Genomic DNA, 20,187 nt, shown 5'->3' with positions numbered 1-20,187 from the left:
CGTGACCGTCCGACCCGCCACGACCGCCGACCTGCCCGACCTGGCCGATCTCGCGGCCCGCACGTTCCCTCTGGCCTGCCCGCCGGACATGCCGCAGGAGAGCATGGACGCCTTCGTCGCCGAACACCTCACGGTCGCGCGCTTCGAGGAGTATCTCGCCGACCCGGTGGCCCAGGTCCTGGTGGCCGACGACGACGGCGCGCTGGCGGGTTACACACTCACGTTCTCGCGCGAGCCGTACGACGAGCACCTGGCCTCCCTCGTGCGGCACCGTCCCACCGTCGAGCTCAGCAAGTGCTACGCCGACCCGGACGCCCACGGCACGGGCGTCTCGTCACGACTCATGGAGGCCGTCCTCGAGGCCGCGCGAACGGCCGGCGCGGCCAGCGTGTGGCTGGGCGTCAACGGCCGGAACGCCCGCGCCCAGAGGTTCTACGCCAAGCACGGCTTCGAGGTGGTCGGCGAACGGCGCTTCGTCGTGGGCGGTCGCACCGAGGACGATCTCGTACTGGAGCGTCAGCTGGCCTGAGCCGGTGCGGGCTGCAGTTGCCGGGCCACCGCCCGCGCGGCGACGCGGCCGGCCCGGTTCGCCCCGATCGTCGAGGCAGACGGCCCGTACCCGACCAGCTGGACCCGAGGGTCCGCCACCGCGGTCGTGGAGGTCGCGACGGTCTCCCCGAACTGGATCCCGCCGAGCGGCGAGCGCAGCCGCAGCGGCGCGAGGTGCTCGACATCGGGTCGGAACCCGGTCGCCCACAAGATCACGTCGACGCGCTCGAACGTCCCGTCGGCCCAACGCACGCCGTCGGGCTCGATCCGCTCGAACATCGGCCGCCGCTCGTAGGCGCCGAGCCGCGCGGCCTCCTCCTCCTGGGGCCGCCGCAGCAACCCGGTGACGCTGACGACACTGCGCGGCGGCAGACCCCGACGGACCCGCTCCTCGACCTGGGCGACGGCCTCGCGGCCCGCCTGCTCGTCGAATTCACCCGTGCGCCACACCGGCTCCCGGCGCGTCACCCACACCGTGTCGGTGATCGGCCGCAGCATCCCGAGGAACTGCACCGCGGACAGTCCGCCGCCCACGACCAGCACCCGCTTGCCGCGGAAGTGCTCGGGGTCGGGGAACCCGGCCGTGTGCAACTGCTCGCCACGGAAGGAGTCGCGCCCCGGGTAGGACGGCAGGAACGGACGCCGCCATGTTCCGGTCGCGTTCACGAGGGTGCGGCTGTGCCACGTCCTGCCGTCCTGCGCCTCGACGCGCAGGGCGCCGTCCTCGTCGCGGACCGACTGCACCACGACGGGGCGCTCGACCGGCAACTCGTACCGGCGCTCGTAGTCGCTGAAGTAGCCGGGCACGAAGTCGTTGGCGCGCTCGGGCCCGCTCGCCGGGGGCACCGGCGCGTCCGGCAGATCGGAGACGCCGTGCACGTCGGACATCGTCAGGGAGTCCCAGCGGTGCTGCCAGGCGCCACCGGGACGCGGGTTCGCGTCGAGCACCAGGTGAGACACCCCGAGTCGCCTGAGGTGGAACGACGTCGACAGGCCTGCCTGGCCGGCTCCGATGACGATGCTGTCCCACACGTCAGCCTCAACGACCGGGACGCGGCGCCGATTCCCGTCAGGCGGCGACGGAGCGACTGGTGCGCGCGATCGTGGCCGAGCCGACCACCCGGGTGCCGTCGTAGATCACGCAGGCCTGACCGGGCGCGATGCCCGTCGCCGGGTCGAGCAACTGGACCCGCACGGTGTCACCGTCCACCGTGACCGTGGCGCGATGCTCGTCGCCGTGCGCGCGCAACTGGACGGTGCACTCGAGCGTCTCGGTCGGCGGCTCCGCGCACCACAGCGGCTTGATGCCCTCGATGGAGTCGATCGCCAGGTGCTCGCGCGGGCCCACCGTGACGGTGCCCGAGACGGGCTCGATGTCCAGGACAAAGCGCGGCTTGCCGTCCGGCGCGGGCACGCCGAGTCGCAGGCCCTTGCGCTGGCCGATCGTGAAGGCGTAGGCGCCGTCGTGCGAGCCGACGGGCTCGCCGGCCTCGTCGACGATCGCACCGGGCTTCGGACCGAGCTTGTCGGCGAGCCACCCGGCGTTGTCGCCGTCGGCGATGAAGCAGATGTCGTGGCTGTCGGGCTTGTTCGCGACCTGGAGCCCGCGCCGGGCCGCCTCCTCGCGCACGAGGGTCTTCGGGTCGTCGCCGAGCGGGAAGACCGATCGGCGCAACTGGTCCTGGGTCAGGACGCCCAGCACGTACGACTGGTCCTTGCCGTGGTCGACCGCGCGGTGCAGCTCGACGACCTCGCCGGTGGGGCCGTCGGACGTGACGAGCCGGGCGTAGTGGCCGGTGACGACGCCGTCGAAGCCCAGCGCCACGGCCCGCTCCAGCACGGCGGCGAACTTGATCTTCTCGTTGCAACGCAGGCACGGGTTGGGCGTGCGGCCCGCCTCGTACTCGGCGATGAAGTCGTCGACGACCTCGTCGGCGAACTCGTCGCTCATGTCCCACACGAAGAACGGGATGCCGATCGCGTCGGCCGCGCGACGCGCGTCGCCGGCGTCCTCGATCGAGCAGCAGCCGCGCGCGCCGGTGCGGTACGACTTCGGGTTGCGGCTGAGCGCCAGGTGGACGCCGGTGACGTCGTGGCCGGCGTCGACGGCGCGCGCGGCGGCGACGGCGGAGTCGACGCCGCCGGACATCGCGGCGATGAGCCTCATCGGGTCCGGCTCCGCACGAGTCCGGCCGTCCGGGCCCGCTCGTGGACGGCGGGCAGGACCTCGAGCAGGCGGTCGACGTCGGCCTCGGTGGACGTGTGGCCGAGACTGAAGCGCAGCGAGCCGCGGGCCGCGGCGTCGTCGAACCCCATCGCGAGCAGCACGTGGCTGGGCTGCGGCACGCCGGCCTGGCAGGCCGAGCCGGTCGAGACCTCGACGCCCTGGGCGTCCAGCAGCATGAGCAGGGCGTCGCCCTCGCAGCCGGGGAAGGTCACGTGGGCGATGTTCGGCAGCCGGCGCTGGGGACCGGGCTCGGAGTCGCCGTTCACGACCGCGTCCGGGATCAACCGCGTGATGCCGTCGACCAGGCGGGCACGCAGCGCCTCGATCCGAGCCGACGCCTCGACCTGGGTCTGGACGGTGAGGTCGAGCGCCGTCGCGAAGCCGGCGATCATGGCGGCGCCCAGCGTGCCCGAGCGCAGGTCGCGCTCCTGGCCCCCGCCGTGGAGCAACGGCGTGGCCGTGACCTCGCGGCGGATCACCAGCGCACCGACACCGACGGGACCACCCAGCTTGTGGGCCGTCACGGTCATCGCGTCCAGTCCGGTCGCGCCGAAGTCCAGCGGCAGGTAGCCCGCGGCCTGCACGGCGTCGGAGTGCACCGGGATGCCGTGGCGACGCGCGATCTCGACGACCTCGGCGACGGGCTGGATCGTGCCCATCTCGTTGTTCGCCCACATCGTGGTGATCGCGGTGACGTCGTCGGGGTTCGCCTCGATCGACTCGCGCAGCGAGTCCAGCCGCACCCGGCCCTGCCGGTCGACGGGCGTGACGTCGATGCGGGCGCCCTCGTGGGCGGCGAGCCACGTGACGGGGTCGAGCAGGGCGTGGTGCTCGATCGAGCTGAAGACGACCCGGTCGCGGCGCGGGTCGGCCGACCGGCGCGACCAGTACAGCCCCTTGATGGCCAGATTGTTGGCCTCTGTGCCGCCGGAGCAGAACACGACCTCACTGGGCCGGGCGCCGAGTCGCTCGGCGATCAGCTCACGAGATTCCTCCACGACGCGACGGGCGCGACGGCCGGCCTCGTGCAGGCTCGACGGATTGCCCGTGCGCAGGAGCTCGGCGTGCATGACCTCGACCGCCTCGGGCCAGATCGCGGTGGTGGCCGCGTGGTCGAGGTAGACGCGATCGGGGGTCGTGGTCATCGTCTTCAGCGTAATGGGGGCCCTGAACGACGGCACCGCGCCGTGGACCATCGGTTGCCGAGCCTGCGCGGCGCCCCTACATTGACGGGCAACGTTGGGGGGAGCGCGTGCGGGTCGAACTGGAACATGCCCGGTTGCTGGACGCCACACAGGCGATCCGGCGGTTGACCGACGCCATCGAGCACGAGGTCCACACCGCGACGAGTTCCTCCCCCATCGCCCTGCCCAGTCTCGGGCCGCTGCCGGCGAAGGCGACGTGGCTGCGCGATCAGTTACCGATGCTCGGCGAGCTGGCGACCATCTCGATGCTCCTGGACGCCGACGGCGACGGGCAGACCAGCGTCGTGGTCCCCGGCGACACCTGGGACACATCCACGATGCTGCGGGACGTGGCCGACCAGCGATTCGGCCCCGGGTTCACCGAGGCCACCGGACTCGCCGGCGAGGAGCTCTCGGCGCTGCTGCTGACGCTGGGCTCCGTGGGGCAGGAGCTGCCGGCCGGCTCGGTGATGACACCGAAGGACCTGCGCCAGTTCATCATCGACCATCCGAAGGTCGCCGAGGCGCTGCAGAACACCGTGCCGTACGGCGACGGCCCGGCGGGGACGCTGCGCTCACTCACCGGCGCGTTCATCACCTCCGCCGACGGCGCCGCTGCGGCCTTCGAGCAGCGCCGCATCGCGGGGCGCGACCTCTTCGCGAACCTCTCCCCCGCCGACGCCGCGATCCTCGCCATGACCTACCCCTCGATCGTCGGCAACCTGCCCGGCGTCCCGTTCACGAACCGGGCCGACGCCAACACCGTCAACATCGTCGCCGCGCTGGCAGACGAGCGCCGCGAGCTCGCGGACAAGAACGACCAGCACGAGAAGAACCAGGACGACTGGGACTTCCTCGGCCTGAACAACAACGACCTCGACGGACCGATCAAGGATCTGGAGAAGCGCATCGACCTGTACGAGTCGATCCTCAGGGACAACCGGACGATCGTGTACTTCGACGCCGCCGGTGACGGGGCGATCGCCGAACTGCACGGCACGATCGACCAGCACACGAAGAACGTCGGGGTCCTCGTGCCGGGCACGGGAACGAGCATGACCAACTTCGAGACCAACGCGTCCCGAGCGCGGCAGTTCGTCGCGAACGACACGTCCGGCGGACTCGCGATGATCTCGTGGATGGGCGGCGACCTGCCCGACGGCGTGGCGATGGACGCCCCCTCCGCTTCCTACAGCCTGGATCTGGGTCCGCGTCTGGCCGAGTTCTCGCGCGACCTCGACCTGGAGGTCGGCCGCAAGGGAACGAGCGAGACGCGCGTGACCGTTGCCGGACACTCCTACGGCGGAGCCGTCGTCGGTCGTTCCGAGCTCAGTGGCCTCCTCGCCGATCGCGTGCTCCACATCGAGTCGGCCGGCATGGGACACGACGTCGACGACCGGGACGACCTCCCCGCCTCGCAGTCGCGCGTCGACCGCTACTCGATGACCGCACCCGGCGACTTCATCGAGCTGACCCAAGGGCTCCAGGTCAAGGGCGTCGGCCACGGCGCGGACCCCGACGACTTCGACGGCACCACACGCCTGCACACCGGTGACGACGTCGACGGTGAACCCACCACGGGCTTCGACGCGCACTCGGGCGTGTTCCAGCACCAGAGCGACTCGTGGAGGAACATGTACGCGGTGTTCACCGGGGGTGAGGTACAGACGTACCGGTCCCCCCACTACGAGCACGTGTCCACCGGTCATGGCACCGTCACGTACCAGGACGGCTGGAACGACGACGGCGAGAGGATCGACATCGAATGAGGCGCGCGCTGGTGGCGCTCATGCTCTGCGGGATCGCCCTGTCAGGGTGCGGCAAGGAGGACGACATGGACCTACAGGATCGTGCAGAGGCGCGCGCTGTCGAGGCTCGCGCGCACGTGGACGACCTCGCCCAGCGCCTGGGCACCGACCCCGAGGTGGTGCAGGACGAGATCACGACCTGCGTCCCGGGCCAGGACGACAGCGGTCTCGACCTCATCTACACGGTGCACGTCACGACCGGCGTGGACGCGGCCGAGCGTCTGCCCGGCGACATCGCCGAGCATTTCGCGGCCGAGGGCTGGCAGGTCAAGCGCGACCACCGGGAACCGGGCTCGGACGAGGTGAGCCTACGGTTCACCAAAGGGACGTTCACGATGGGCGCCAACCTCAACACGTCGAACGGACGCGCCGCAGTGGGCGGGTCGGGCGGATGCGTCCGCTGACGTTTCCTCGGCACGAGGGACACCTGATCGCGGCTCTCGTCGTCTGCGTCAGTCTCTCCGGATGCGGCGAGAGCGGGTCCGAGCTCGAGAAGCGCGCGCAGGGCCGAGCCGCCGAGCTCCGCACACACGTCGACGACCTCGCGGCCCGCGTCGGCACGAACCCCGAGGTCAAGCAGGACGCCACGCCCTACTGCGTCCCGGGCCAGGAGGACAGCGGCCTGAACCCCACCTACACCGTGCACGTCGCCACCGACGACACCTCCGTCGGGCGGTTGACCAGTGACGTGGCAGACCAGCTCGAGGCCGACGGCTGGACGGTCAAGCGCGACCCTGTGGACACCGAGACCCAGGAGGTCGGTGTCCGGTTCGCCAAGGGCGAGTTCAACCTCGGGGTCCTGATCAACCAGGAGGCCGGGCGGGCGTCGGTCGGCGGCTCCGGCGGCTGCGTCCGCTGATCAGGAGATCTGCGAGCCCGCCCCCGGCAGCAACTCGTCGACCAGCGTGGCCGTCGTCGGGTCCATCGGCTCGTTGCCGAGCGCCGCGTACAACTGGTCGACCGCCGCAGCGACGCCGGCCGTGCCACCCGCGGCATGACGCGAGCGCAGCAGGATGCGCCACGCCTCCTCGTGCGTCGGGTAGACCCGCAGCACCGCACCGGCCGCAGCAGCAGCGCCGGCGGGATCGCCACCGTCCTGCATCAGCTGGGCCAGGCGCATGGCCGCGTCGATCACGAGCTCGCCGATCGTGCGGGGCAGGTCGAGCGTGGCGACCCAGGCGTACCGACCACGCGGGGCGCCCTCGAAGGCAGGTCCGCGCACCAGCTTGAGCGCCCGACGCAGCAGATCGATCTCGTCGCGCGAGAACTCCGCGCGGCGACTGGCGATGACCAGGTGACGGAACGCGTCCCAGTCGCACACGACGTCCGGGCCCAGGACCAGCCGACCGTCGAGGCTCTCGCGCAGCCGGTGGTGACCCTCGCGATCGGTGCCGAGCCACACCCGGGCTCGCTCGATGTTGGCGTCGCGCACCTCGGGCGTGACGCCCAGCGGCCACACCGCACCGGCCAGCACCGTGGGGTGAACGCCCTCGGGGTGCAGCGCGAGGAAGGCGACGATCTCGGTCAGGGCGGCGACACGGCGATCGGTCTGCTCGCCGGGACCGTCCACCAGGACCGGACCGAGGACTCCGACGCGGCTGGTGGCGGTGAGCCACGCGGCGTCGTCGGCGTCACGGCGCGGCAGCGAGATCGCGACACGGTCGCCGTCGCCCTCGCGGGTCGTGAGGCCGGCCGAGGCGAACAGCGACGCCACCGCCTCGGCGTGGTGGGCGCCGATCCGGTTGGCGGTGACGGCCAGTCCCAGCTGGGGCACGTGCAGCGTGCCGTGCTCGTCCACGTGCAGGCGCCAGCGAGCCGCTTCGTGGTCGCCGATCGCGACCGCCGCCACCCCGGAACGGGAGCCGGCGAGGGCCGCGAGGCGCTGCATCGCGAAGCCCGGAACCTGCGTGCCGACGGCGAGCACGGTGACCTCGTCCTCGAGCTGGCGACCGGTGAGCACGTCCTGGTCGCGGGGCGCCTCGACCAGGTTGGCGGCGGACTCGACGTCGGGCGCAAGGGAGATCCGCTCGGCCACCGACTCGACGGCCGACGGCAGTCCCGTGGCCACCACGCGGACCGAGCGCGACCACGGGCTGACCGCGGCCTGCAGGGCCAGGGACGTCACGATCTCGCTGCTGACGTGGAGGTCGCCACCGATCGTGATGAGGCCACCGGAGGAGGCCAGGTCGACGAGGACGTCACGGCCGGAGCTGTCGACGCCCAGGCTGACCAGCGAGGGATAGGCGGGCTCGGCGTCAGCCGGCGGATCGAGCGTGGCGAGATCGTCGGCGAAGCGCCACACCGCTCCCTCGTCTGCGGCCTCCCACCCCTCGACGGCGTCGGGCACCGCGGGGGCCAGGTGCAGCTCGATCTGGTCGTGTCCGACCACGGCGGCGTACGCCGACGGGACGGCGACGCCGGCGCGCTCGCACGAGGCGCTCAGCTGACGCAGGACCGACTCCAGCACGCGGGAACGGTCGGGATCGGCGGCGAGGCGCAGGTCGGCCTCGGCCTCACGGGCGGCCTCGTCCGGCTCACCGCCGGGGCGACGGCGGCGCGCCACCGCGAGGGCGCCCAACAGGCCGCTGGCGAGCAGGCCGGCACCCATCCACCAGGCGCCCGTCTCGGACTGGTTCTGCACCACGGACATCTCGGCGTCCGCCGTGGCGGCATCGGCGCTGTCGGTCCCGCTCGGCGCGGGCGCCGGGGTGGCCGGAGCCTCCTGCTGCACGGCGACACGAGAGACGCCGACGGCGTCCGCGGGCATGATCAGCTGCCAGCCCGGCTGGATCAGGCGCGCGAGCTCCAGCTTGCGGCCGTCGAGCTGGACCTTGTCCTTGTTGAGCTCGTAGATCTCCTTGTAGCGGAAGCCGTCACCCAGGTGCCGCTCGGCGATGTCCCACAGGTTGTCGTGGTAGCCCTCCTTGGGCGCCTTGACGGTGTAGACCAGCTCGCCCTCGAGCCGGTCGGCGACGCGGTCGGCGCGGCTGGGCTTCTCCTCGGGCGCCGGCGTGGCCGCCTCGACGGTGGCGGTGGCCACGGGGGTCGACGCCGGGGCGAGATCGGAGGCGGAGGGACCGGTGGCCGCACCGGCCGGGCCGGCCACCAGACCGGTCACCAGCAGGCCGCCGATGAGGGCGCGAGCCAGGTGCTGCAGCGGACCGGCCAGCGGGATCGTCCGCGCCATGCCGCCGCGACGGGTGGCGACGATCTCGAGCACGACACACACGACGAAGACGAGCCACAGCAGCCACACGATCGCGACCAGGACGGAGACCAGGTCCTCGGGCCCCAGCTGACGCGCCAGGTCACGCAGCGACGGCAGCTCGGTGGGGATCGGCGGCGAACCCCCGAGCAGCAGCAGGGCGACGGGCAGGCCGATCAACAGCCCGACCAGCGCGAGGGCCGATCCGACGCGCCCGGCGACCGAGGAGGTCTCCTCCTCGGGGCGCGGGGCCAGCGACTCGAATCGCGAGGCGTCCGGAGCAGTGGTGGGTTCGGTCATGGGGAAGGTCTCCTCGTGGTCAGGACGTCGCCGCGGACGCCGTGGCGCGCGCCGAGACCGGGTACTGGTTGATGCCGATGATCCTGAGCATGGTCGTCTCGCTGACGTCGCGCACCCGAACGCCGACGGCGTTGGAGGTGGGATCGACCGTGACGTCGAACTGGCCGGCGTCGTAGCCGCGGGCGGCCAGGAAATCCCGCGCGTAGGTGCCCGCCAGCTCGGGGTCGATGACCAGACCGCCGCCGCTGCGCAACGTGTCGATGTTGACGGCGTTGGCACCCGCACGTGCGGCCTGTTCCGCGTCGTCGGCGACCCGCATCCGGGCGTTGATGCCCATGCCGCCGTCGACCACCAGGCCGGCGCACAGCATCAGCACGAGCGACATCGACAACATGAAGATCGTCGCTCCGCCGCGCTCGCGGCGGGTGGACGCCTGCCTTCTCATCCGAACCTCCGGTACTGGTCGATGGGAGCGCTGCTGCTGGCGGTGAAGTCGCGATTGCCGCCCAGCCCCAGGAGCCCGAGCCCACGGTTGTCCACGGTGCACCGGACCGTCACGGTGATGACGCCGCCGGCCCGGAAGCTGCCGTCGACGGACGCGACGTCGCACGTCGAGAAGCTGTCGTTGACGTCGCTGGAGTTGGCCGCCGCGAACGCGGCAGACCGAGCCGCGGACTCACTGCGTTCGAACGACGCCGCCCGCGCGGCGTCGCGAGCCGCAGCGTCGATGTCGGCGCGGACCGCGACGTAACGACCGCCGGCCAGGACCAGCAGCGTGAACATCACGAGGATCGGGACGGTCAGCACCACCTCGACCGACATCGACCCCCGCTCGCGCCGGGAGCGTCTCGTCATCATGGGGCACCGTCCTGCTGGAACTGCTCGATCCTGCCCTGGACGACCTCGGTCACCCGCGGCGAGTCGAGGAAGGGCAACAACTGGCTCGCCCTCCCGGACACGGTGGCGCGCATGTCGTCGCCGACCCGCGCGACCTGGACCTGCGGATTCTTGAGCAAGCCCTTGCCCAGCGACGACGCGGAGGCGACACCCTTGGCGCGCCCCATCTCGGCGTCGCCGGTGACGCGAGCCACCCGCGCCGCCTCGCGGGCGGCCGCGCTGGCCGACTGCTTGGCGAGGTAGGTCAGCGAGAACTGGATCGTGAGGATCATCGCGATCATGAGCAGGGGCGTGTAGAGGACCAGCTCGATGGCGCTGGCCCCCCGCTCGTCCCGTGCTCGTGAACGCATGGGTCAGGCGCCCTCGATCTCGGAGCCGATCTCGCCGGCCTTGCCCTGGAGCGCGCCCACGAGGATGCCGGCGATGACACCGCAGATGCCGACCAGGATCGCCGCGATGACGACCCACTCGACGGCGGAGGCGCCCTCTTCGCGACGGGCACGGTCGATGCGCGCTCCGAGCATGGTGGCCAGGAAACCGATGGCGGGATGGAACATGTGCTTCTCCTTCGATGGGTGCGGTTCGTTCAGAGCCCGGTGATGCCTGCCAGCGCCGGGAAGATCAGGAAGACGAGGAAGCCGGCCGCCAACAGCAGTTGTGCGATCAGCATGGACTGGGACCGCTCCTGGGCGCGAGTCTCGGAGTCGGCCAGCTCGCGCTGGCGCATCGACGCGGCGCGTGCGGTGAGGGAGTCGCGCACCTTCGCGCCGTCCTCGGCCACCAGGGCCAGGGCGGCGGCGAGGTCGCGCAGCTCCTCGACCTTCATCTCGTCACCGAGACGGCCCAGGGCGCTCCAGGGCGTGATGCCCTGCAACCGCGCGTTGTTGATCGTCTCGCTCAACCGGGCCATGCCCCAGCCCTGGCTGACGCCCGCGGCGGCCGCGAGCGCCTCGGGCACGCCACGTCCACCGGCGAGGTTCATCGACACCAGGTCGAGGAACGCACTGACGACATGGCGGAAGTCACGGCGGCGCTCGGTGGCCTCGGAGTGCAGTTGCACCTGGGCCAGGACGGCAGCGCCGAGGGCGCCCACGATGGCCAGCCACGCCGGCAGCACGGGGCTGACGAAGCCGAAGAACATCATCGGTGCCATCGCGATCGCGGGCGCGAACGCGCCGACGATGGCAGCGGCCAGGGTGGAGCCCAGGTGACTCTCGACGGACTTGCCGACGACGGCCAGGTCGGACTGGATGGTGACGGGCAGCTCGATCCCGCGATCGGCCAAGAAGGCGGCCAGGCGCGTGCCGAACCGCTGCGACACGCTGTCCTCGTCGTCGGCGGAGCGCAGCGAGGGACGCACGCTGCCGCGACGGCGCTGCGCATCGAGGCGGGCCAGCTCGGAGGCGGCGGTGGAGCCGAGCACGGGCGAACGGCTGAGCAGCAGCCAGACACCGGCGCCGGCGACAGCACCACACAACAGGATGAGGGTCATTTCGCCTCCTGCTTACCCAAGAGGAACCGTTCGGGCATCTGGAACTCCGAGAGACGACGCATCCAGAAGAACCCCGCACCGAACAGCAGGATCACGAGCACGAGGACGACCTGTCCGACCGGCGACGAGTACGGCTCGACGTACGAGCGGTTGAAGATCGACAGGGCGAGCACGAACAGGACCGTGACGGCCATGACGATCTGCACGCTGCGCCGCGTGCTGGACCGGCTGGCGGCGATGCGCCGACGCATGTCGAGCTCGGCACGAGCCGAACGGGCCAGCGACGAGAGCACCTCGCGCAGACCCGGGCCGCGCAGGCGGGCGTTGAGGATCAGTGCCGCGACGATGAGGTCGGCGCTCGGGTCGTCGATGTCGTCCGCGAATCCCTGCAGCGCGGTGGACAAGTTGGTGCGCACGCGCAGCCGATCGGTCAGCCGGATCAGCGCGGGCTGGATCGCGGGCGACGCCGCGTAGGCCGTCGCCGGGATCGCCTGCTCGAGGCCGACCGCGCCCGCGATCGTGTCGCGGAGCGACTCCGTCCAGGCGGCGAGCCCTTCGAGTCGCGCCATCGCGCGCTTCTCGCTGGCGACGCCGCCGAACAGCTGCGGACCGAACCACACGAGCAGTCCGACGGCGATGGCCAGGACCGGCCACGACGTCAGCAGCAGGATCAGCAGGCCCCCACCGGCGGCGAACAGCAGGCGCCGAGTCCGACCCTCGATCCGGTCGCGCAGCGACCGCGACGACGGCTTCGGGGGTGCCTCCTCCTGCTCGGACATCCCGAAGACGACCAGCAGCACCCCGGCGCCCACCAGGGCGCCGAGGAGCATCAGGAGCAGGACCTGGCTGCTCATCAGTACGCCGATCCCTCGTACGCCGTCGGGCGGTAGCCGTGCTCCTGCAGGTCCTCGATGCAGCTGACCGCAGCGGCAGCGTGCGCGACGCCGTCCGGGCCCTCGGCGAAGACCTCGCTCGACAGCACCCGGCCGTCGACGCCGTTGACCTCACGGACCGAGGTGATGACGCGGCGCAGTCCGCCACCGCTGTTGTACTCGTTGCGGCGCTGGACGAAGATCACGAAGTCGATCGCGCCGGCGATGAGCATCATCGTGGCGTCGGCCGGGAGACGCTCCTTGGACTGGATCGCGTACGTGCAGATGCGGTTGAACACCTCGAGCGAGGAGTTCGCGTGGATCGTCGACAGGGATCCGTCGTTGCCCTGGCTCATCGCGTTGAGCATCGTGACGATCTCGTCGCCGAGCACCTCGCCGACGATGACGCGGCTGGGGTTCATGCGCAACGACCGGCGCACCAGCTCGGACATGGCGATCATGCCCTGACCCTCGGAGTTGGGCAGCCGCTCCTCGAAGGCCACGACGTTGGGGTGCAGGTCGGGGAACTCGCCCAGGCCCAGCTCCAGCGCGCGCTCGACCGTGATCAGTCGCTCCTGCGGCGGGATCTCGTTGGCCAGCGCGCGCAGCAACGTGGTCTTTCCGGCGTTCGTGGCGCCCGCGATCATGATGTTCTTGCGCGCCGCGACGGCGGCCGACAGGAACGACGCCAGCTCGGGCGTCATCGTGCCGCTCTCGACCAGCATGTCCAGCGAGACCCGGCTCAGGCGCGAGCGACGGATCGACAGCGACGGACGCTGGGTGACGCCCATGACGGCCGACAGGCGGCTGCCGTCGGGCAGGCGCAGGTCCAGCTGCGGGTTGGCCGTGTCGAACGGACGGCTGGTCAGGCCCGAGTAGGCACCCAGCACCTGCACCAGCTCGACGAGCTCGTCGTCGCTGTCCGCGACGGGAGGCATGCGCTTCTCCTCGCCGTTGGAGTACCCGACGAAGACGTTGTCGCAGCCGTTGATGTCGATGTTCTCGACCTCGGGGTCGTCCAGCAGCGGCTGGAGACGGCCCACGCCGTAGAGCGCAGCGTGGATGCCGTCGGCCAGCTCGGCCTCCTCGGCGTGCGACAGCGGGGTGCGTCCGGCGGCGATCTCCTGGCGCGCGTGCGACTCCAGCACGCGGGCGATGATCGCCCGGGCGAACTGGCGCTCGTCCTCGCTCGACATCGCCGGCAGGCCGGCCGCCGCGTCCTCGCGGCGCTGGCGGGCCAGGGTGTCGGCGACTTCCTCGCGCAGGTTGCGCAGCAGTTGCTGGTCCATCAGATCTCCTGTCCGACGATCGACGGAGCCGCGAAGGCACGGATGCGGGGCACGATGTCGACGAGCGAGCGCGAGAACATCGACTTGAGGACGGTGCGCGACGACGACGCCGGACCACGCAGGACGACCTTGGGGTCGTGGGCGATCGTGCCGAGCATCGTGACGTCCAGCTGCGACGCGGCCAGCAGGCGACCGATGTCGTCCGCGGCACGCTTGTCGCGAGGATCGCCGACGACGATGACGCCGACCCCGAAGGAGCCGGGCCGACCGAGGTTCCAGGGCTCGCGCACCGTCGCGAGGCGGTCGCGCAGGTGCGCCACGGCGGCGATCTCGGAACGGACGAGGAAGATCACGGCGTCGGACCCCTCGACGACGGGGCCGGCCGGAGACCCCGGCACGAAGCGACCGGCATCGGCCAGCACGTCGCCGGGGTACCCGCGCAGGGTGCGCTGCAGGTGCGGCCAGGCCGGTCCGAGGCTCTGGGCCTGCCGAGGTCCGGAGGCACCCACCAGCACGTCGACGCCGTCGCGGGTCTGCTGCAGGTGGTCGACCAGGTCGACCTCGTCGCCCGCACGCACCGCAGCGCCCAGCGACACCAGGCCGCGCTGCTCGTCGAGCGCGTGGTCGTCGGCGTCACGCTCACGCGTGGCGACGTCGCCACCGATCGGGTCGAGATCGGCCACGACCACGGGCTCGGGCCAGCGGGCCGCCAGTCCGATCACCGCGGTGCTGACGCCCGGGGACCCCTTGGCCGAGACGAAGCTGATGAGCGTCATCGGTTCACCGCCAGGTTGCGCAGCCGGTCGGAGTCGGTCACCGCCACCCCGCGGTCGACCAGCGACATGCCGATGCGGTTGTTGCCGGCCGCGTCGACGATGGCGTCGGCGATGTCGATCGGGACCAGCAGCGTCGCGGCCGATCCCTTGGCGTCGCCGCCACCACCGAGCACGCCGCCACCGCCGGACTCGACCGGCGGGCGGACCACCAGGGCGAGGGCCAGCGGAACACTGCCGCCGCTGCTCTCGCCGATGCGCACGACGCGCACCAGGTCGCCGGAGTCGAGTCCATCGGGAGCCCGGCCCTCGACCAGCGGCACCGCGACCTCGGCCAGCTTGCCGCCGCCGAGCGGGTTCGTGCGCACGAGCATCGAGGTGTCGAGCAGCTGGCCCTTGCTCAGCGGGACGCGCGAGTAGGTGCCCAGGACGCTCGAGAGCGCACCCGCGGGGACGATGAGGTTGGAGTCGGAGGACACGTTGGTCTCGCCGAGGATGTCGCGGGTGATCTCGGTGCCGGCCGGCACGTCGGACCGCAGCACCAGCACCGGATCGCGCGAGTCCATGCGCAGCGCGAGCAGGCCGGCCAGGGCGGCTCCACCGACGATCAGCAGCACGCCGAGCAGGGCGAAGGCGGGACGACGGCGACGCGGCGGGGTGGGGCGGGCGGCGCCGGGCGCGGCGCGTCCTCCGACTCCGCGCGCGGTCCGGGCGCGCTGGCGGTCCTGGACCGCGTCACTGACCGGGTCGGTGGTGGTACGCATCGCCATGAAATGGACTCCCTCGCAGACTGGTGGTGCGTCCCGTGGGGCCTCAAAACACGTGCTCCCTCGCGCGACCCCCCACAGGAACCAGCACAGCCTAGCCGGATCGGGCCCCCACGTCCTCTCGAGTGGCAAGGTCGCACGTCGTCTCCGTCACACCGAACCGGAGAAGCATCGGCGACCGACCCTCTACCCTGTGACCCATGCGATTGCTCGTCACTGCGGAGGCGGCCTCGTCGGGGGAAAGTCGCGACGCGATCGTCGCCTATTCCGCCGCGAGCACCGTCGGGGATCTCGAGTCCCTGCTGCAGCAACTCTTCGGTCAGCGGCCACTCCACGCCGACGTCGCCGACGTCATCGACCTCGACGCACGACGTGGCGGCGCGGGCGACCGCACCGGTCCCGGCCTGTACCTCGGTTCGCGGCGACTCGACCCGGACACGACCCTCGCGGACGCCGGGATCCGTCACGGTGCGGTCGTGGGACTCGGCGGTCCCAGTCGGCACCGCGCCCAGGAGCCCCAGGGTCTGGTCGAGGTGCGGGTCAGCTCGGGACGGGGCGCGGGTCGCGTGCACCGCCTCGGCATCGGCACCTGGACCATCGGCTCGGCCGAGCACTGCGCCATCCGGATCGCCGGCGCTCCCGAGATCGCGGCGCGGCTCGAGGTCGACGCCCAGGGAACGGTCGAGGTCACGGCCGACGAGACCGCCCGTGACCTCACGGTTCCCGTCCCCGCCCGGCGCGAGCCGCCGAGCGAGCCCATCGTTCTCGCGGCGAGCGTCGCCACCCGCCAGCGCCGCAGGTTCCGGCGCAAGCGCCCGGGCCTGAGCGCGCTGCAGCAGGGCCGCCAGGTCGACCCCGGCGCCCCGCTGCCCCTCGTGCGTCTCGACCGCGAGGCCGTGACCGCGCCGACCACCTGGAACGCCGGCGCCGTGCTCGGCGTCGCGAACGTCCTGTTCGAGCTCGGCAGCGTCAGCGCTCCCGACGCGTCCCTGTCCCCCTCGGCGATCGGCCCGGAGCTGGACTACAACCGCCCGCCGCGACTGCACCCGCCGGCGCGCACCAGCGAGTTCTCGCTGCCCAGCGAGCCCAAGCGTCCCGACAAGTCGCCGATCCCGGTCATCATGATGCTCTCGCCCATGGTCATGAGCGGCTTCATGTACTGGCGCACGGGATCGATCTTCTCGCTCATGTTCATGATCCTGATGCCGATCATGATGCTGTTGAACGCCACGGGCACCCGGCGCCAGCAGAAGGTCCGCTACCAGGAGCAGCTGGCCGAGTTCCACCGTCGTCGCGCCGACGTCGAGAAGGCCGCCGTCGACTCGCTGACCTCCGAGCGCGGCCAACGTCGGTCGATCTACCCCGACCCGGCCTCGGTCCTGCTGTTCGCGACCGGCCCGCGCTCGCGGTTGTGGGAGCGCCGCCGCTGGGATCCGGACTTCCTCGAGCTGCGCCTCGGCACGAGCGACCTGCCCTCGGACGTGATCGTCAAGGACTCCACGCGCGAGCAGCACGAGGGGCCGCTGCGCTGGACCGCCCCCGACGTCCCGGTCGTCGTCCCGCTGGCGCCCACGGCCGTCCTGGGCATCTGCGGACCCCCGGACGAGTGCCTCACGACCACCTCGTGGCTCGTCGCCCAGGTGGCCGCACTGCACTCCCCCACCGACGCGTCGCTGTGGGTCTTCACCGACCGCACGAACGCCACGGCCTGGGAGTGGACCAAGTGGCTGCCCCACGCCCGCACCAGCGAGGACCATCCCCGCGCTGCCCGGCTGGCGATCGACGAGGACGACCGCGCGGGGATGATCTCGGAGCTGTCGGCGATCGTCGACCGCCGCAAGGAGCTGGACACCGACGAGCGCGAGTCGCTGCCGTCGATCGTCGTGGTCCTCGACGGCGCCCGTGAGCTGCGCATGGCACCGGGCATGACCTCGTTGCTGAAGTCCGGTGCGTTCGTGCACGTCTACTTCATCTGCCTGGACCGCACCGCGCGCGAGCTGCCCGAGGAGTGCCGCGCCGTCGTCGAGCTGCACGGCGAGCTGCTCGATCTCGAGACCACCGCCGAGCGTCACATCGACGGCGTGCGCCGCGACATCGTCGACTCGGCCTGGCTCGAGCGCCTCGGTCGCGCCCTCTCGCCCATCCGCGACGTGAGCACCGAGGACCTCAGCTCCAGCCTGCCGGCCGCCAGCCGCCTGCTCGACGTGCTCGGTCTGGACTCGCCCACCGGCGACGATCTCGTCCGGACCTGGGCCGGTGGCGGCCGCACGACGAAGGCCGTGATCGGCGAAGGGCTGGACGGCCCCTTCAGGATCGACGTCCGTGCGGACGGCCCGCACGGCCTCATCGCCGGCACCACCGGATCGGGCAAGTCCGAGCTGCTCCAGACGATCATCGCGTCGCTGGCCGTGGGCAACCGGCCGGACGAGTTCAACTTCGTCCTGATCGACTACAAGGGCGGCGCGGCCTTCATGGACTGCCAGCACCTGCCCCACACGGTCGGCATGGTCACCGACCTCGACGGCCACCTCACGACCCGCGCCCTCGAGTCGCTCGGCGCCGAGCTGCGCCGGCGCGAGCACCAGCTGGCCGACGCCCAGGCCAAGGACATCGAGGACTACCTGGCCGCACGTCAGCCCGGCGACGAGCCGATGCCCCGACTGCTGATCATCATCGACGAGTTCGCGGCGCTCGTGGCCGAGCTGCCCGACTTCGTCACCGGCCTGGTCGACGTCGCCCGACGCGGCCGCTCGCTGGGTGTCCACCTGATCCTGGCCACGCAGCGGCCGGCCGGCGTGGTCAACGCCGAGATCAAGTCCAACACCAACCTGCGCATCGCCCTGCGCGTGACCGACGCCAACGACTCCGACGACGTCATCGAGTCCAAGGTCGCGGCCGAGATCCCCAAGTCGTTCCCCGGTCGCGCCTACGCGCGACTGGGCCACTCGTCGCTCACGCCCTTCCAGAGCTCGCGCGTCGGTGGCCGTCCGGTCGGCGACGAGCGAGCCGAGCTGCGCTCGCGCGGGTTCGGCATCGACGAGCTGGTCGCTCCGCCGAAGGCCGCTGGCGACGGCGAGGAGGACGTGTCGATCCCGACCGACCTCGCGACCCTGGTCGGCGCCGTCCGTGAGGCGAACGACCTCATCGGGCTCGAGCCGATGCGCAAGCCGTGGCTGCCGCCGCTGCCCGAGACGCTCACCCTCGACGAGCTCGAGGTCGAGCCGGCGCCCGCGATCGGCGAGAAGGCGGACATCCCCCCGATCGTCTTCGGCCGCGGCGACCTGCCCCACCTGCAGCAGCAGGAGGTCGCGAGCTGGGACCTGCAACGCGCCGGACACCTCGTGATCGCCGGTCAGTCCCGCTCGGGCCGTTCGTGGTCGTTGCGGACGATCGCCGCCGCCATCGCCCGGCAGACGGCGCCGACCGACGTCCACGTCTTCGGCATCGACGCCGGCAACAACGCCCTGTTGCCGCTCATGTCGCTGCCCCACGTCGGCGCCGTCGTCACCCGCACGCAGACGGACCGGATCTTCCGCCTCTTCGCCCACCTCGGGCAGGAGCTGACGAAGCGCCAGCAGGTGCTGGCCGAGCAGGGCTTCGCCGACATCGCCGAGCAGCGCGCGGCCGTCGACGGCCCCGACCGGATGCCCTACCTGGTCGTGCTGCTCGACCGGCTCGAGGGCTTCACCACGGCGTTCGAGTCCGTCGACGGCGGCGTGCTGCTCGAACGGCTCGTCGGTCTCCTGCAGGAGGGCGTCGGCGCCGGCATCCGGATCGTGATCGGCGCGGACCGCTCCGGCATCCTGGGTCGCTACTCGTTGCTCGTCGACGACCGGATCGTGCTGTCGATGAGCGATCCCTCCGACTTCTCGGTCGTGGGCCTGCCGACCAAGCAGGTGCCCGCGCACATCCCGCCGGGCCGCGGCTTCCGGGCCGGCGAGCGCCCGCAGGAAGTGCAGTTCGCGATGATCGATGCGTCCGGCGAGGGCACGGCCCAGGTCCGGGCGATCCACGAGCTGGGCCGCCTCGTGGCCGAGCGCTACGGCGATCTGCCGCGCAGCCTGCGGCCTCACCGCATCGACGAGCTGCCGGTGGCGATCAGCCTCGACGAGGCGCTCGGCCTCGAGCCGTCGGACGCGGCACTGAGCCCCAGCTTCATCCCGATCGGCGTGGGCGGCGACACCCTGAGCCTCGAGGGCTTCGATCCGCTCGCGACGGGTCCCGGCTTCCTGGTCGCCGGTCCGCCGCGGTCCGGACGCAGCTCGGCCCTGCTCATCCCGGTCAGTCAGCACCTGCAGCACCGCCGGGACGTCCTGGTGATCGCCCCGAGGCGCTCCCCGCTGCGCGATCTCGACGACCGGCGACTGCAGCTGTTCACCGGCTCCGAGCCCATCGACGAGATCCGTGAGGCGCTGTCGCGGCTGCGCACCCAACACCTCGTGGTCGTCGACGACTTCGAGGTCGTGGGTGCCGACTCACCCCTGGGGCAGCTGCTGGGCGAGACCTACGGCGCGATGCGCGACACCCCCAACGCGATGATCATCGGCGGCGGCATCGACGAGCTGGGCGCGGTCTACCGAGGCCTGCCGGCCGACCTCAAGCGCGGGCGAACCGGCCTGGTCCTGTCCCCTCGCGCGTCCAACGACGGCGACGTGCTGAACGCCCGCCTGCCCCGATCGGTCGGCGCCGCCGTGCCGCCGGGGCGCGGCCTGCTGATCAACCCCACGGGGTATCGCTGGATTCAGGTGCCCAAGGCCTGAGACCCGGCCCAGCATGGTTCGAAAGGCCCGCAACCTCGCTATGGTGGCCGGACTCGACCAGAGG

The 20,187-nt window shown here is 71.8% G+C and carries 18 protein-coding genes; 5 read left to right on the top strand and 13 right to left on the bottom strand.

The window, feature by feature from the left end; genetic code table 11:
• Window position 1: 1 nt before the first annotated feature.
• The gene (locus tag GL325_RS10540) at window positions 2-529 is read left to right on the top strand and encodes a GNAT family N-acetyltransferase (RefSeq protein WP_223111109.1); all 528 of its coding nucleotides are present in this window, start codon (window positions 2-4) and stop codon (window positions 527-529) included.
• On the opposite strand, the gene GL325_RS10535 is transcribed toward GL325_RS10540, so the two are convergent.
• Genes GL325_RS10535 through GL325_RS10525 form a run of 3 tightly spaced genes read right to left on the bottom strand, consistent with a single transcriptional unit; the run spans window position 517 to window position 3,921 of the window.
• The gene (locus GL325_RS10535) at window positions 517-1,581 is read right to left on the bottom strand and encodes an NAD(P)-binding domain-containing protein (protein ID WP_255956022.1); all 1,065 of its coding nucleotides are present in this window, start codon (window positions 1,579-1,581) and stop codon (window positions 517-519) included. The two genes, GL325_RS10540 and GL325_RS10535, sit on opposite strands and share 13 nt — an antisense overlap.
• Before the next feature lie 37 nt (window positions 1,582-1,618).
• Window positions 1,619-2,716: a tRNA 2-thiouridine(34) synthase MnmA gene (mnmA, locus tag GL325_RS10530; protein WP_187769504.1), complete on the bottom strand. Its 1,098-nt coding sequence runs from the start codon at window positions 2,714-2,716 to the stop codon at window positions 1,619-1,621.
• Window positions 2,713-3,921: a cysteine desulfurase family protein gene (locus tag GL325_RS10525; protein WP_187769503.1), complete on the bottom strand. Its 1,209-nt coding sequence runs from the start codon at window positions 3,919-3,921 to the stop codon at window positions 2,713-2,715. The genes mnmA and GL325_RS10525 overlap by 4 nt, the downstream gene beginning before the upstream one ends.
• A 107-nt stretch (window positions 3,922-4,028) precedes the next feature.
• Between GL325_RS10525 and GL325_RS15995 the strand changes: the two genes are divergently transcribed.
• Genes GL325_RS15995 through GL325_RS10510 form a run of 3 tightly spaced genes read left to right on the top strand, consistent with a single transcriptional unit; the run spans window position 4,029 to window position 6,627 of the window.
• Window positions 4,029-5,729: an alpha/beta hydrolase gene (locus GL325_RS15995; protein ID WP_187769502.1), complete on the top strand. Its 1,701-nt coding sequence runs from the start codon at window positions 4,029-4,031 to the stop codon at window positions 5,727-5,729.
• Window positions 5,726-6,172 (top strand): hypothetical protein, encoded by a 447-nt coding sequence (locus GL325_RS10515; protein ID WP_187769501.1) that lies wholly within the window; start codon window positions 5,726-5,728, stop codon window positions 6,170-6,172. Before GL325_RS15995 ends, GL325_RS10515 begins: the two co-directional genes overlap by 4 nt.
• Window positions 6,160-6,627 carry a hypothetical protein gene (locus tag GL325_RS10510; protein WP_187769500.1) on the top strand — a complete coding sequence of 156 codons (468 nt, stop codon included), beginning with the start codon at window positions 6,160-6,162 and terminating at the stop codon, window positions 6,625-6,627. Before GL325_RS10515 ends, GL325_RS10510 begins: the two co-directional genes overlap by 13 nt.
• Here GL325_RS10510 and GL325_RS10505 read toward each other — a convergent pair whose 3' ends face one another.
• Genes GL325_RS10505 through GL325_RS10460 form a run of 10 tightly spaced genes read right to left on the bottom strand, consistent with a single transcriptional unit; the run spans window position 6,628 to window position 15,366 of the window.
• A complete protein-coding gene (locus GL325_RS10505) occupies window positions 6,628-9,273 on the bottom strand; it encodes a BTAD domain-containing putative transcriptional regulator (RefSeq protein ID WP_187769499.1) in 2,646 nt (881 codons plus the stop codon).
• A gap of 19 nt (window positions 9,274-9,292) precedes the next feature.
• Complete coding sequence (locus GL325_RS10500) at window positions 9,293-9,718, bottom strand: TadE/TadG family type IV pilus assembly protein (protein ID WP_187769498.1); 426 nt, start codon at window positions 9,716-9,718, stop codon at window positions 9,293-9,295.
• Window positions 9,715-10,128 carry a TadE/TadG family type IV pilus assembly protein gene (locus GL325_RS10495; RefSeq protein WP_255499458.1) on the bottom strand — a complete coding sequence of 138 codons (414 nt, stop codon included), beginning with the start codon at window positions 10,126-10,128 and terminating at the stop codon, window positions 9,715-9,717. Before GL325_RS10495 ends, GL325_RS10500 begins: the two co-directional genes overlap by 4 nt.
• Entirely contained in the window at window positions 10,128-10,520 is a 393-nt protein-coding gene (locus GL325_RS10490; protein WP_187769496.1) for a TadE/TadG family type IV pilus assembly protein, read from the bottom strand. Before GL325_RS10490 ends, GL325_RS10495 begins: the two co-directional genes overlap by 1 nt.
• A 3-nt stretch (window positions 10,521-10,523) precedes the next feature.
• Window positions 10,524-10,727, bottom strand: a complete 204-nt coding sequence (locus tag GL325_RS10485) for a Flp family type IVb pilin (protein ID WP_187769495.1) — start codon at window positions 10,725-10,727, stop codon at window positions 10,524-10,526.
• A gap of 29 nt (window positions 10,728-10,756) precedes the next feature.
• Window positions 10,757-11,662 carry a type II secretion system F family protein gene (locus GL325_RS10480; protein WP_187769494.1) on the bottom strand — a complete coding sequence of 302 codons (906 nt, stop codon included), beginning with the start codon at window positions 11,660-11,662 and terminating at the stop codon, window positions 10,757-10,759.
• The gene (locus GL325_RS10475) at window positions 11,659-12,516 is read right to left on the bottom strand and encodes a type II secretion system F family protein (protein ID WP_187769493.1); all 858 of its coding nucleotides are present in this window, start codon (window positions 12,514-12,516) and stop codon (window positions 11,659-11,661) included. Before GL325_RS10475 ends, GL325_RS10480 begins: the two co-directional genes overlap by 4 nt.
• A complete protein-coding gene (locus GL325_RS10470) occupies window positions 12,516-13,823 on the bottom strand; it encodes a CpaF family protein (protein WP_187769492.1) in 1,308 nt (435 codons plus the stop codon). Before GL325_RS10470 ends, GL325_RS10475 begins: the two co-directional genes overlap by 1 nt.
• Window positions 13,823-14,599 carry a hypothetical protein gene (locus GL325_RS10465; protein ID WP_187769491.1) on the bottom strand — a complete coding sequence of 259 codons (777 nt, stop codon included), beginning with the start codon at window positions 14,597-14,599 and terminating at the stop codon, window positions 13,823-13,825. The genes GL325_RS10470 and GL325_RS10465 overlap by 1 nt, the downstream gene beginning before the upstream one ends.
• Window positions 14,596-15,366: an SAF domain-containing protein gene (locus GL325_RS10460; protein WP_187769490.1), complete on the bottom strand. Its 771-nt coding sequence runs from the start codon at window positions 15,364-15,366 to the stop codon at window positions 14,596-14,598. Before GL325_RS10460 ends, GL325_RS10465 begins: the two co-directional genes overlap by 4 nt.
• A gap of 197 nt (window positions 15,367-15,563) precedes the next feature.
• Here GL325_RS10460 and GL325_RS10455 point away from each other — a divergent pair, with 197 nt between their 5' ends.
• A complete protein-coding gene (locus GL325_RS10455) occupies window positions 15,564-20,123 on the top strand; it encodes an FtsK/SpoIIIE domain-containing protein (protein WP_187769489.1) in 4,560 nt (1,519 codons plus the stop codon).
• Window positions 20,124-20,187: the final 64 nt, after the last annotated feature.

This window comes from Aeromicrobium sp. 636 (assembly GCF_024433585.1).
GTDB classification, from domain to species: Bacteria; Actinomycetota; Actinomycetes; order Propionibacteriales; family Nocardioidaceae; genus Aeromicrobium; species Aeromicrobium senzhongii.
The sequence above is the reverse complement of the archived record's forward strand: the minus strand, read 5'-3'. Positions and strand labels throughout refer to the sequence as shown.